We start from the raw sequence: 14,497 nt of genomic DNA on the forward strand, positions 1-14,497 counted from the left end.
GGGCAGCAGTGGAGAAGCTACGAATGACGTCCCCGGACCTGACGCAGGCCAACATCGACAGGCTCGCTGAGGTGTTCCCATCGGTCGTCACGGAGACCCTGGATGCGGAAGGTAACCCGTCCAAGGCGATCGACTTCGACCTGCTTCGGCAGGAGCTCTCGGATCACGTCGTCGAAGGGCCTCAGGAGCGCTACCAGCTCGACTGGCCGGGTAAGCGTGCAGCGGCCTTCACAGCGAACGCTCCAATCGCCAAGACCTTGCGCCCGATGCGCGACGAGTCCGTCGACTTCGACGCCACAAAGAACCTCTTCATCGAAGGCGACAACCTCGACGCGCTGAAGCTCCTTCAGGAGTCGTATCTCGGCAAGGTCAAGCTCATCTACATCGACCCGCCGTACAACACCGGGAACGACTTCGTCTACGAGGACGACTTCGCTGAGTCGAGCGCCGACTACCTTGCCCGCTCCGGTCAGAAGTCGGAAACGGGTGACCGCCTTGTCACCAACACGGAGGCAAACGGCCGCTTCCACTCCGCCTGGCTCAGCATGATGTACTCCCGGCTGAAGTTGGCGCGTGGCTTGCTGACCGACGACGGGGTCATCATCGCCGCGATCGGTGACCACGAGCATGGCAACCTCCGCCTGGTCCTCGACCAGGTCTTCGGCTCTGAGAACTTCATCGCGAATGTGACGTGGCAGGGCAGCGGAAAGAACGACGCGCGCTACACCGCGGGTGGCGTGGACTACATGCTCATCTACGCCAAGAACGAGCGTCTGCTTCGTTCTCTCGACACGCGCTGGAAAGAGCCCAAACCTGGGATTGAGAAAGTTGAAGCGGTCGCTCGCCAGGCCTGGCAGCAGGCGGGGGGAGACCCCGCGAAGGCAACGTCGATCTTTCGGCGTGGAGTCAGGGCGATCAAGGCTGAATTGGAGCCAGCTGTCTTCCGATATGACCAGATCGACGGCGAAGGTCGCGTTTTCCAAGCGGACAACATGACGAGCCCAAACCCGCGCCCGAACCTCATGTACGAGATGGCGCATCCGAAGACCGGAAAGGCCATTCGGACGCCGACGAATGGCTGGCGCTACTCGCGCGAGACGATGGACGAACTGATCAATCAGGGACGTGTTCTCTTCGGGCCTGATGAGACAACCTCGCCACGCCTCAAGCGGTTCCTGGCAGAGCAAGGTGACCGCGTTCCCTACCCAACCTTCACGCAGGCACGCATGCCGGGCACCAAGAAGCTCGATGATTTGCTGGGCGCCGATGTCTTCGACTACCCCAAGGACACAGCCGTCCTGGCCCGTTGGTTCGGCGCGATCACGAGAGACAACCCGAACGCAGTAGTCCTCGACTTTTTTGCCGGCTCTGGCTCCACTGGCCACGCCGTCATGGACCTCAACGCAGCAGATGGCGGACGTCGCCGATACATCCTCGTCCAGCTCGACGAGGCGGTTGACCACCCGCACTACGACACCATCGCCAGCGTCGCCCGTGAACGGTTGCGCCGCGCCGGTGCACAAGTGAAGGAGGCGGCTGGAATGCTGGGTGCCGATCTCGACGTCGGGTTCCGATCCCTGCGGGTGGACACCACCAACCTCGCTGCGGTCGAGCGCACACCGGATGCGATCCCTCAAGATTCGCTAATGGAACTCCAGAACAGTCTGAAGCCGGACCGCACCGGCGAAGACATCTTGTTCGAGGTCTTCCTCAGCTGGGGCCTCGACCCATCGATGCCGGTTGCAGTGCGGCATCTGGAAGGCCACGAGTTGTTCGTCGTCGATGACGGCGCACTGGTCGCCTGCTTCGAAGGTGACATCTCCCCTGACCTGGTTCGCGCACTCGCCCAACAGGAACCGCTGCGCGCCGTGTTCCGCGACTCGGGCTTCTCCTCTGATGCCGCACGGATCAACGCCGAGCAGATCTTCCGCGAACTGTCCCCTGCCACCGACGTCAAGGTGATCTGACTTGTCCAGGCTCAATCTCACCTCGTTCGACGCTCTCTCCGACAACCTCGACTATCTGGCAGAGCGCTTCCCTCACGCTGTCACGGAGGTTCGGTCAGCCGACGGTGCGGCCACGCGTGCCGTCGACTGGGATGTCCTTCGCCAAGAGTTCAGTGGCCAACTGGTTGAGGGAACTCAAGAGCGCTATCGACTGGACTGGCCTGGGAAGAGGGAGGCTCTTCTCCTCTCGAACTCTCCCACTGCGCGCTCCCTCCGACCGATCCGAGCTGAGTCCGTCGACTTCGACACCACGAGGAACCTCTACATCGAGGGCGACAACCTGGACACGCTCAAGCTGCTGCAGGAGCCGCTCCTTGGGCAGGTGAAGATGATCTACATCGACCCGCCCTACAACACCGGCAACGACTTCCTGTATGCGGACGACTTCGCAGATTCGCGGGACGACTACCTGAAGCAGTCCGGTCAGGTCGACGAAGCTGGCGCGCGCCTCGTTGCGACGTCCGAGACTGGCGGTCGCTTCCACTCGGCGTGGCTCAGCATGATGTATGCGCGTTTGAAGGTGGCGCGCTCGCTGCTCACCGAGGACGGGGTCGGCTTCGTCAGCATCGACGGCAACGAGGTCGCTCAACTCAAGATGCTCCTGAGCGAGCTGTACGGACCTAACAACTTCGTCGCAACCATCACCTGGGTGAGCAACTTGAAGGGCCGACAGATCTCTGACGGTGGCCCAGCTGGCACTCACGAATACATCTTGTGCTTTGCCAGGGACGCCCAGGCGGTCAATCAGTTTCGGGGCTCCGGGGCGGCGTTCCGCAAGCTCATGCCCGACGTCTACAAGGGTGCCGCGTATGCGCTCAAGGAGGACGCAAAGGGGCCCTACGTCACGAAGAATGAGCTCTACAACACGAACTCGAAGTTCAACGAGCGCACTGCTCCGACGATGGTGTTCCGCATCCACTACAACTCGGACAGCGGCGAGGTCCGCGTCAGCGACCTTGATGACGAGACGACGTACCCGGGCTTCATCACCGCGATGCCCCACCCCAACTCACGCCCGGGATTGAATTGGCATGCCTGGCGCTGGAGCCGGGCGAAGATCCTCGCCGACCATGAAGATCTTGAGTTCGACACCACGAACGGAAGGCTTCGGATCCGGACCAAGATCCGGGACGTCGACGGGATGACCATGAAGGACATCGTCATCGGGCCATCGACGATGACGGGGCAGGCCGACCTCGAAGCTCTCGGCATGGGTCGCCTGTTCGACACTCCCAAGCCGGTCGGGCTGCTTGAGACCCTAATTTCGGTCGCCACGGGGCCGGATGATCTGGTGCTGGACTTCTTTGCAGGCTCGTGTGCCACGGCCGAAGCTGTGCTCCGGCAGAACGCCGCGGACGGCGGCCAGCGGCGTTTCATCATGGTTCAGCTTGATGAGCCGTGTGGTGCCGGCACCCCCGCGGCTGCCGAAGGGTTCAGCACCATCGCGGCGATCGGCCGCGAACGTGTGCGGCGCGCAGGGTCGGCTCTAAAGGCAAAAGGCTTCACTGGCGACATCGGCTTCCGGGCGCTCCGCTTGGACAGCAGCACGCGCGCCGACGTTCGGAGGACTCCGGACGAAGTGACCCAGGAGTCCCTCCTGGAGCTTCAGGCAACCGTGAAGCCAGATCGCACCGACGACGACCTGCTGTTCGACGCCCTCTTGGACCTTGGGGTCGATCCCGCCTCCCCCGTTGTCGAGCTCAATGTTGACGGCACCGTGATCTTCGACGTCGCTGATGGGGCCGTGATCGCCTGCTTCGCGCGGAAGGTGAGCCAGGAGATGTTGAGGTCGATCGCGGGCCCCCAACCGCTTCATGCGCTATTTCGAGACGCTGCGTTCGAGACTGACGCCGCGCGGATCAACGCCGAACAGCTGCTCAAGCAGCTGAGCCCCAACACGACGATCGCGACGATGTGACCCACTCATGAAGCTTCAGTTCAAGGTTCAGCAGTACCAGACGGACGCCGTCGACGCAGTCGTGAACGTCTTTGCCGGTCAGCCGAAGGTAGATGGCGTCTCGTACCGAATCGATCCAGGACGCCGCTTGGCGCGCCTTGATGACGCGTCCGCCGACGCAGGGCTCCGCAACGCAGAGATCCTTTTAACCCCCGCCCAACTGCTCACCAACCTCCATCACGTTCAGCAGTCGCGGAACCTGCCACTATCCACGAAGGTCGCTGACAGCAAGGCTGCGCCTGACTCGCCCAACCTCGACATCGAGATGGAAACCGGCACCGGGAAGACCTACGTCTACATCAAGACGATCATGGAGCTGAACAAGCGGTACGGATGGTCGAAGTTCATCATCGTCGTGCCCTCTGTCGCGATCCGCGAAGGTGTCAAGAAGACCTTCGACATCACGGCTGAGCACTTCCAGGAGATCTACGGCCGCAAGCCTCGCTCGTTCATCTACAACTCTTCCCAGCTGCATGAGATCGAGCGCTTCAGCTCCGATGCAGGCGTGCAGGTCATGATCATCAACATCCAAGCCTTCAATGCCACCGGGAAGGACAACCGTCGCATCTACGACGTCCTTGACGACTTCCAGTCACGTCGGCCCATCGACGTGATCAGCGCCAATCGGCCCATCGTCATCATTGACGAGCCGCAGAAGATCGGCGCTGCGAAGTCCCTGGAGGCCCTGTCCCGATTCAACGCGCTGGCCATTCTGCGGTACTCCGCCACCCACAAGGTCGAGCACACCAAGGTGCATCGGCTGGACGCGCTGGATGCGTACAACCAGAAGCTCGTCAAGAAGATCGCCGTTCGCGGCATCACCGTTAGGGGCCTCAACGGGCTCTCCGCGTACCTCTACCTGGATGCCATCGAGGTCAAGAAGGGCCAACTCCCCACGGCCCGCGTGGAGATGGAAGTGGCCACCGCAGGCGGCGTGATCAAGCGCCAGATCAAGCGTCTCCAGCGCGGCAGTCGTCTCCACGACCTATCCAATGAGATGGAGGCTTACAAGGATCTCTTTGTCACCGACATCAGTGCGGTGGACGACACCCTCACCCTCAGTAACGGAGATGTCGTCGTTGCCGGACAGCTCGCCGATCGTGACGCGACCGAGGAGACCAAGCGGCGGATCCAGATCCGCGAGGTGATCCGCGCTCACATCGACAAGGAGCGCCAGCTCTTCACCCAAGGCGTGAAGGTTCTGTCGCTCTTCTTCATCGACGAGGTCGCAAAATACCGCGACTACGACCGTGAGGACACTCTCGGCGACTACGCCAGAGTCTTCGAGGAGGAATACACCCTCATCGTCGAAGACGTCACGAGCGAACTGGAACTCGACGAAGCGACATCCGCCTACCGCGACTACCTGAACCGCGATCCGGTCCGGAAGGTGCATCAGGGGTACTTCTCTATCGACAAGAAGACCGCGCGTCTAATTGACCCCAAGGTCGCCGCCCGAGGGGACGACGCCGGACAGTCGACCGATGCAGACGCATACGACCTGATCCTGAAGGACAAGGAGCGCTTGCTGTCCTTCACCGAGCCCGTGCGGTTCCTGTTCTCGCACTCGGCCCTGCGTGAAGGTTGGGACAACCCCAACGTCTTCATCATGGGGATGCTGAAGAAGAGCGACAACACGATCTCGCGTCGACAGGAGATCGGACGGGGCCTCCGACTGTCGGTCGACCAGCATGGAGAAAGGATGGACAATCCCGTCACGGTTCACGAGATCAACGAGTTGACGGTCGTAACCGACGAGTCATACACCGACTTCGTCACCGGCCTTCAGAAGGAAATCGCAGAGTCGCTCGCGGCCCGCCCGCGCAAGGCCAGCGTCAAGTTCTTCGTCGGGAAGACAATCAAGACCGAGTCTGGCGAAGTGGTTGTCGAGTCGCAGGTTGCTGAGGCGCTGTACAAGTACCTGGTTAGGAACGACTACCTCAATGAGGACGACACCGTCTCGGATGCCTACAAGACGGCCCGCGAAGCTGGCACGCTGCCGGAGCCGACCTCCGGGGTGCTCAAGTCGGTCATTGACTTCGTCTGGCCACTGGTGGACATGCTCTACATCGATGTCCCGGCGATCACCAACGACAGGAAGCCAAAACGGATCCCACTCAATGAGGAGAACTTCCACAAGAAGGAGTTCCAAGCCCTCTGGGGCAGGATCAACCACAAGGCGGTCTATCAAGTCGAGTTCGACTCGACCGAGTTGATCACCAAGTGCATCCGCGCAATCGACAAGCACCTCAACGTCGCCGCGATGCAGTACGTCGTTCAGTCCGGGCAGCAGCGAGAGCAGATGGAGGTCGAGGACCTGAGCTCGGGCGGCGGCTTCACGGTGTCGCGCACGACGACCCAGACCGAGACAGTCACAGCGGGAAGCCAGGTGAAGTACGACCTCCTCGGCGAGATCACAGAGAAGACTCAGCTCACCAGGAAGACAGCAGCAGCGATCCTGACCCAGATCCGGGCGGACGTCTTCGCCAAGTTCCGCCTCAATCCCGAGCAGTTCATCACTGAAGCGGCGCGCCTCATCAACGAGCAAAAGGCAACCGTCATCGTCGAGCACCTAAGCTACGACACCCTCGACGACCGATTCGACGCGGCGATCTTTACGCAGAATCAGACCGCAAAGGACTTCGCCAAGGCCGGCCAGAAGCTCACAAAGAGCGTGTACGACTACGTCGTAACCGACTCAAAGGTCGAGCGTGATTTCGTAACGGAGCTCGACACCAGCTCCGAGGTGGCCGTCTACGCGAAGCTCCCGCGCGGGTTCTTCATCCCCACGCCCGTTGGCGACTACAACCCTGACTGGGCGATCGCCTTCACGGATGGCACCGTCAAGCACGTCTGCTTCGTCGCTGAGACCAAGGGCTCAATGTCGACCCTTCAGCTCAAGGGCGTCGAGGAGGCCAAGATCGACTGTGCGCGCAAGTTCTTCGCCCGGCTCAACACGTCAGGGGGGAATGTGAAGTACGACGTTGTCACCGACTACACCACTCTGATGCAGTTGGTGGCTGGCTGACGGGGGCTCGCCTGCGGCCGAGAAGCAGGGGCGTGATGCAGGTGTAGGTGACAACTGACTTCTGGTGCTCGGCGCCGGAAGAGAGGATGTCGCTATGCCTGCTCCCTACCCGCAAGAGTTCCGCGACGATGTGGTGGCTGTGGCCCGTGCTCGTGAGCCGGGGGTGTTGATGAAGCGCCCCAGGTTTGATGCCGCTCCTGTTTGAGTCCATGAGGATGAGCAGCATTTCGAAGAAGATCGATCCGCAGGTCAAGTCCAGCTGAGCAATCAACCCCACTCGAGACGTGATGGGTCTCACCTCCCGGGTCGGTTGGACGACGTGCCTTGGCCGTCGTCCCGCGGGACACGAGCAAGCTCAGGCTCGTCATGTCGGAGGCGCCACGTACCTTCACGACATGACCGAACGCGGGGGCACCGAGGCCGATGCGGGTGACGGCGCGGTGAGCGACAACGTCGAGCAGGTGCGTCACGAGGTCAGGTTTGCCCTGTCTCAGTTGCGTGCCCGCAACGGCCAGCACGAGTTTGAGACCACGACGAGGACGCTCGCACGTGCGACCGCGACGCGGAACCTGCTGCCGGCAACGGGACCGGTGGCCAGCGGCGGCGACCAGGGCCGCGACTTCGAGACGTTCCCGACGCAACTGCCTGGCCAGGTCCGGCCAGCCGGGCGGCGGCTCGGCATCCCGGACCGTGCGATGGTGGCGTTCGCGTGCACGCTCCAGCAGGACGACGTGCGGGGCAAGGTCCGCGCTGACGTCACGAAAATCCTCGACTCGGGGACGGACGTCGACCACGTCGTGTACTACTGCGAGGCCGACATGCCGGTTGCGCACCGGCACACCCTCGAAGAGTGGGCACGCGCCGAGCACCAAGTGAGGCTGATCGTGTTCGACGGCGCAGCGATTACAGAGCAGCTCGCCGAGAACGCTAGCTACTGGATCGCCGAGAGCTACCTGCACCTACCTGCCCGCATCCTTCCGGCGCCCGAGGACCGGCCCGGCTGGTACGAGGAGGATCTCGCCCGGTGGCGCTCTGACACCGATTCGGTGGACACGATGGGCCGGCTGATCGACCTCGCTGGTTGTCTGCACTTCGCGACCTACTACCGTCAGGGCCGCGCGGACATCTCGTTCTGGCTCGACCGTCTCGAAAGCGCTCTCGATGAGGACCGCCCCGAGCTGCTGCGCCGACGGGCTCTCTACGAGCTGATCGTCGCGCACGTACGGGGGCTGGGCGACCTCACCCCGGTCGACGATCGGGCAGCCGAGTACTTCGAGGACGCATTATCGGCCGGGGACGGTCAGCACCTCTCGGACGCCGCCTTGGTCCTGATGTACGTCGTCGGCGCCGCCGGGCGCGGCCTGACGTCCCACTCCGTTCACGCGTTGCGGGCATGGAACTCTGGGCTGCAGGCGCGCGCCGCTGAGCTCCTTGAGCTCGACCCTCCACCCGGCGCGACGTGCGTGCTGCTCGACACCCTCGGCTGGCTGCGGCTTCAACCCGACGGCGTCGCCGCCGAGGAAGCTGGCGCCGAGTACGCCATCGACGACGACACCACTGATGTGAGCGCACACGAGCGCATGGAAGCCTTCCACGTCGGCGAGTTGGGACGGATCGACGTACCCCTCGTCGACCCGACCGGCGCGCTAGAGGCGTTCCACCAGCTGACCCAGGTCATGGATGATGCGCCCCTGTTCCCGGTGGACATGATCGCCCAGGTATTGAACCTCTACTCCCCTTCCCTCATCGACGCCCCGCACTACGACGACGTCGTCGCGGCCATCGACGCCCGCATCGCCACCACCAACGGTGACGCCGCCGCCGCCAACACTGCCTTGGACCGAGTACAGACGCTGGTCTCTGCCGACAGGCTGGTGCCGGCGCTGAAGTACCTACACCAAGCCCGCAACGGGCTGTTCAGCGGGGAGGCACACCACGAGCTCGTCGAGGCGACGCTGGCCACGTCGATCTCGTACCGCGACCTGGGGTTGTACATGGCCTCGAAGCAGTACGCCCTCGCCGCGTCCTACCTCGTTTCTGGCACCGGCCCCGCACGCCACTCCGTCGGGCTGTCGTACGCCGCGTACGCCGACTACCACCAAGGTTCATGGTGCAGCGCCACTCACCTGAACGTAGATGCGCTGGTGTCGCATCGGCTGCTCGCGGAACAGCCGATGAACCTCGACGAACACGGCTGGCTGTCCGGCGCGTTCTTCGAGCTCACCCAGATCCGTGCGCTGGCGCGGTCGATCGGTGAACCGTACGAGAGCCACATCGAGAGCCTCATGGCCGTCGGAGGAATCGGCGAGGCGGTCGACGACCTTTTTGCGGTCGCCAGCGGCGGCGCGCCTGCCTGGTTCGAGGACATCGACCTCGACGAGCACCTCGCTCGGGCGGTCGAAGACCTGGGGCGGCCTCCCTTCAACGACACCACCGCCATCCGCCAGGTCAGATTCGACTGCCTCGGCACGACCTGGTCCGTGCGGTTCCGCAACCAGTACGCAGACGTCGCCGTCGGTGAACGCGTCGCCGCAGCCCTGCAAATCGTCCTGGCGAGCCTCGCCGGACACGACCTGGGGCTGCTGCCCATGGAACGAACGCTGTACGTCACTGCCCTCCCGGCCGGCGCCAATCTCGATGTCGCTGACATGGACTCCACGCCCCACGACGCCCGCCTGCGCGTGTCACTGCCGGCCATGGCCACCATCAGTCAGGAGGCGGCCAGTGACCTCGCCCGCGACACCTTGGCCGTCGTGACGGCGGCCATCGTCGGCGTCTCCACCCGCGCAGAGCAGGACCTGCAAGACCTCGTCGTAGAAGCCCTCGAGGACAACCTGTTGACCAACCTTGCCTTCGGTGTCCCCTACGACACCTTGTGGCACTCGGTCGTCGCCGAGGAGAACTTCGACGCTCGCCCCCATAGCGCAGAGCCTCTGACCTCGGCAACCGACGCCACCAGGGAAGCCCACCCTGAACTGGGGGCACCCACCTCCCCCGGCCCGGGGTACACCCACGAGCACAGCCTCACCGAGATCCAGCACCGCTACGACGACCTGCCGCCACGCATGCGCCCCACTCTCGACGCGCTGCGGAGCGATGCCGGCTTCAGCGAAGTCCTCACTGAGTTGCGCGCCGAGGGCTGGAAGGACTGGCAGCTGCTCATCGCCGTCCACGTCGTCGCAAAGAATGCGCGACACCGCTTCACCATGCCGGCGTCACCGGCCGAGGCCCAAGCGCTGGTTGAGCAGTTCATGGAACCGGAACCTCAGGGTGACCCCATCGCAGCACGCCGGTTCACGGTCGGCGCGCTGCGTGCCGCCATGCTGACTACCGTCGCGTCCAGCGCGCAGACCTGGTGGGACCTTCGCGTTCGTCCCGAACCGCAGCCCGCGGACGCCGTGTTGAAGCTGCTACGCGACAGGTACGGCTGGGCCGACGACGACGTGGACCACGACCACCCGTTCTCCTTGTGACGCGTCGTCCGGGGCTGCAAACCTTGCCCACTTCAGCTCTGCTTGGCTGGCTTCGGATGGGACGCCGGGCGGGTCAGTGGCACGCCGGCGGTCGGCCGAAGGTTTCGCTGGGGGACACCGAAAGACGGTCGGTCTCGCGCCCGGCTCGGGTTCATGTCGGTCGACGGTTTCATCCCCCAGGAGACCCGAGGCTGTAGGTTTCCTGTCCATGCTGAAGTGCCCGGCCGTGCTCGTAGCCGCGACGCTCTCCGATTCACGAGACGGGGGTCATTGATGCCCTTTCCGGACTTCGGGCCGTTCAGCGTCTCCCCCGACGGCGTGGCGGGCCTTGGCAACGCCTTCACCCCGTTCGTCAACAGGCTCTTGGCGTCGGAGGTCCAGGCCGCCGGGCTCGCCGGAGCGTCGCTCCGCACCAGCTATCGCGACAACATCAGTGACGAGGGCGTCGACGCCGAGCTGACCTCCGAGATCGCCACCCGGTGGTTCCCGCTCGGGCACAGCGCCTGGCAGTTCAAGGCCGGCGACCTGAAACCCGCTGCGTGTGCGGCGGAGCTTCGAGGCGCCGCGTTTGCACAGGAGATCCTTCGGAGCGGCGGCCAGTACCGCCTAGTTCTGGGCGCGTCATTGACTCCTCGAAAGCTGGACAAGCGCCGCGCGGCGCTCCTCGAGGAAGCAACGACGCTCGGCCTCGAGGTCGACAGCGAGTCGATACAGGTGCTCCACGCCGACTCACTCGCCGCCTGGGCCGAATCCTTCCCGGCGCTCGCAGTCTGGCCCGGTCTTGGAGGCAACGGCCACGGAACCCAGACGTTCGAGGGCTGGGCCGCCTCTAACCGGCACACGGCGACCTTCGTCGAGTCCGAAGAGCGCACCGCCATCCAGGAGTCCATCCGCGTCCTGGTCGTCGGAGGGCGGACGGTCGACCTCCGCCTCACCGGCGTCAGCGGCCTCGGCAAGACCCGGTTGACTCTGGAGACCTTCCGGGACTCGGGCATGGAGAATCTCGTTGTCTACCTGAAGGCCGATGCCACCCCGTACGCGACGCTGGCGCACCTGGTGGCCCAGGGTCGCACCGCCATCGTGGTCGTGGACGAGTTCACTCGCGACCAGCACAAGTCCCTGGCCGAGATGATTCCTTTGGACAGTCCCCTCCGTTTGATAACGATCGGTGAGCCGGACCTGCAGGGCGGGCTGCTGGCCCCGACCTTCGACCTGGAGCCCTTCAACGGTGAGGCAATGGACGCTCTCATCGCCCGCAACCAGCCGACCCTCGGCCCCGAGCTGCGACGCGTGCTCGTCGAGACCGCGGGGGGCAACATCGGGTTCGCCCTGTTCCTGGCGCAAACGGTGTCGGAAAATCCGGACGCGCGCACCGCGGATCTGGTCACCCCCGAGGCGATCAAGCAGTTCGTCAGCCAGTCCTTGCCGACGGGCTCGGATTTTTTAGCCTGTGGCGTGCTGGCGCTGTTCTCCAGGATCGGGTACGACGGTGACCTCGCCAACGAGCTGGAGCTGGTCGCCCAGACCTTCGGGTTCACGACGAACGATCTGCGGTCAGCCGCGCGCAGCCTCAGCCAGGCCGGCTTGCTCAGCACTCATGGTCGCTACCGCGCCGTCACGCCACATCCGATGGCGGTGCATCTGGCAACCGCCGCGTGGGAGGAGTACAGCGACCGGATCGTGCGCGACTTGCTCCCCCAGCTAACGCCGAGCATGAGCACTCGCTTGTTCCGGCGGGCCGCCGACATTGGCGAGTTCGAGCCGACCCACTCCGCCGTCGTGCGTCTCCTGGAGGGCGACGGTCCGTTCGCGTCGTTGCAGGTGATAGAGCAGGCCGGGTCCGCCGACCTCCTGACCGAGCTCGCCGTCATGGCACCTCGAGAGGTCAGTCGCAAGATCGCGACCATGCTGGCCGAGGCGGACGAGGACGAGCTGCGAAGCCAAACGTCGATCCGTCGGAGCTTGGTCTGGACGCTGGGCAAGCTCGCGTGGCATAGCTACACCTTCGACGAGGCGTCCGACGCACTGCTGCGTCTCGCGCTGGCCGAGAACGAGACCTGGTCGAACAACGCCACCGGCAACTGGGTCGAGCTATTCGGCTTGATGCTCCCCGCCACCGCGGCCAAACCAGCACAGCGCCTGGCTTACCTTGGTCGGGCCGTCGCCAGCGACGACGCACGCGTCCGCTCCCTCGCCGTTCGGGCCAGCGGGCAGGCGCTGAGCTCCCACGAGTCGATCATGGTCGCCGGTGAGCTCCAGGGCGGCGTGCTCGTCGAGGGGCGAGGACAGCCCGAGACCTGGGACGAAGTCGACACCTACCGCACCACCGCGCTCGACTTCCTCGCCGCGCTTGCCCACGACGAGAACCACGACGTGGCCACCTCTGCAATTGACGCCCTGATTTCCACCATTCACCCGATCCTCGAGCACGCGCAACTGCGCGACCACCTCACGAACCTGCTCGTCGGGCTCAACGGGTCCGCACTGCGGCGTGCGCGTCTCGAGCTCGAGAACCTCGGCGACATGTTCGGGCGCGTCGAGAAGTACTCGGCTGAGACCGACGACGTGGACGAGGTCGACACGGCAGCTCAACGCGCGGGCTTGGAGGCGATGCGACGGGTCTTGCCGGACCCCACGCCGGATGAGGAGCTGTGGGTCGTGTCGCGCATGCACGGCTGGGATTTCGAGGCCGACGACTTCCAAGACCGGATCCTGGAGATCACGGGCCGTCTCGGCGACCCCGTCGCTGCGATCTTCGGCCTCCTCGAGGGCGGCGACGAGATTCCTGCGGCGTTCGAGTTCGGCAAGACGTTGGCGAGGCTCACGGGCGATCGCCCGATCGCGGAGGAGCGGCTCGCGCGCCTGGCGGCCGACGATCGTGCGTCGGCTCTGGTGGGCTATCTGTGGGGGCGCGTCGAGTTGGGCGCCGAACGCGCCTACGACGACTTCCTCGACGAGGGCGCCGGCCGAGCGCTGCCCGCTGGCGTGCGCCTCGCTCTCACCGGGCGCGGTCCGACGACCGAGGCCGCCCTTCTGCGGGCCAATGCGCTCTCGGCGGACCGGCCGGTCGCGGAGGCGGTCCAGAACTTCGTCGGGTTGCGCCGCGACATGGCACCTGCGGACCTCGCACGGTGGCTCGATGAACTGGTCCCGCGCGTGGAGAGCCAGCAGGACTACAACGCGCTGCTGGACTTCATCAACCTGTCGCTGCATCGCCGGGAAGGCAATGACTCGGACCTGGGGAGAACCTGGTTGCCCCTCTTGCGCCTGCGCTCAGCCTTCCCCGCGCTCGGCAGCCAGTCCTGGGCTTGGGGCCAACTCGGCATCCGTGCGGCTCGCGCGCACCCGGCTGAGATGGCGCGGCTCGCACTGGAGCTTGTCAACCAGGACGTCCTACGCCTCTACACGCCCGACGAAGGCGCGGTCCTCAAGGTCGCCGTCCAATCAGGCGGTCCTGAGGTGTGGGCCATGGTGATGGCTGCCGTTCAGGCCGGGTCCTGGAAGCTCACGATGGGGGTTGACGGCTGGTTCGGCGGCCTGGTCGATGTGGACGACGTCCGCGCCTGGGTCGGCGACGATCTCGACCGGGCACGAGCGGTCGCTTCGGTCTCGACCGCCGGAGGGGCACCCGAGATGCACGAGGTAGCGATCTACTTGCTATCGGCCTTCCCAGAGGACCGGCGAATCGAATCATCGCTGTATGGCGAGTTCACCAGCGGCTCGTGGACGGGCCACGAGTCCGACCGGATCAATCGGCAGATCATGCTCGTCGAAGGCTGGAAGGAAGCGCATCTCGGCGTCGCCGGCGTGCGTCACTGGTGTGACGGCGTCCTCGATTCGCTGAGGAGCAGGCTCGCCGTCGTCCTCCGGGAGGAGGCAGAAGAGGACTGGCACTGAACCGACGGAGGCGACTACCGAGCAGCCGCAGCTCATCGAGGTCGAAGATTGCCGCGCCGCTGTAGAACGGACTCACGCAATCGCCCCGGAGATGGAGACGACAGTCATTGACGACGCTGCCCAGTTCACCCAGATG

General features: G+C 64.5%; 5 protein-coding genes. All 5 read left to right on the forward strand.

What is annotated here, in order from left to right; all coding sequences use genetic code 11:
- Positions 1-23: 23 nt before the first annotated feature.
- Complete coding sequence (locus LPA27_RS14265; protein WP_228942864.1) at positions 24-1,967, forward strand: site-specific DNA-methyltransferase; 1,944 nt, start codon at positions 24-26, stop codon at positions 1,965-1,967.
- Between the two features lies 1 nt (position 1,968).
- Complete coding sequence (locus LPA27_RS14270) at positions 1,969-3,924, forward strand: site-specific DNA-methyltransferase (RefSeq protein ID WP_228942865.1); 1,956 nt, start codon at positions 1,969-1,971, stop codon at positions 3,922-3,924.
- A 7-nt stretch (positions 3,925-3,931) separates the two neighbouring features.
- Positions 3,932-6,991, forward strand: a complete 3,060-nt coding sequence (locus tag LPA27_RS14275) for a type III restriction-modification system endonuclease (protein ID WP_228942866.1) — start codon at positions 3,932-3,934, stop codon at positions 6,989-6,991.
- Positions 6,992-7,386: 395 nt separating this feature from the next.
- Positions 7,387-10,464, forward strand: coding sequence for a hypothetical protein (locus LPA27_RS14280; protein WP_228942867.1), 3,078 nt, complete (start codon positions 7,387-7,389; stop codon positions 10,462-10,464).
- A gap of 273 nt (positions 10,465-10,737) precedes the next feature.
- On the forward strand, positions 10,738-14,361 hold the full coding sequence (locus LPA27_RS14285) for a hypothetical protein (RefSeq protein ID WP_228942868.1): 3,624 nt from the start codon (positions 10,738-10,740) through the stop codon (positions 14,359-14,361).
- The last annotated feature ends 136 nt before the right edge of the window (positions 14,362-14,497 follow it).

This window comes from Nocardioides sp. Leaf374 (genome assembly GCF_916862475.1).
GTDB classification, from domain to species: domain Bacteria; phylum Actinomycetota; class Actinomycetes; order Propionibacteriales; family Nocardioidaceae; genus Nocardioides; species Nocardioides kribbensis.

Coding starts and splice junctions, on each gene's coding strand:
- LPA27_RS14265 (WP_228942864.1), top strand. CDS start 24: ATGACGTCCCCGGACCTGACGCAGGCCAACATCGACAGGCTCGCTGAG.
- LPA27_RS14275 (WP_228942866.1), top strand. CDS start 3,932: ATGAAGCTTCAGTTCAAGGTTCAGCAGTACCAGACGGACGCCGTCGAC.
- LPA27_RS14280 (WP_228942867.1), top strand. CDS start 7,387: ATGACCGAACGCGGGGGCACCGAGGCCGATGCGGGTGACGGCGCGGTG.
- LPA27_RS14285 (WP_228942868.1), top strand. CDS start 10,738: ATGCCCTTTCCGGACTTCGGGCCGTTCAGCGTCTCCCCCGACGGCGTG.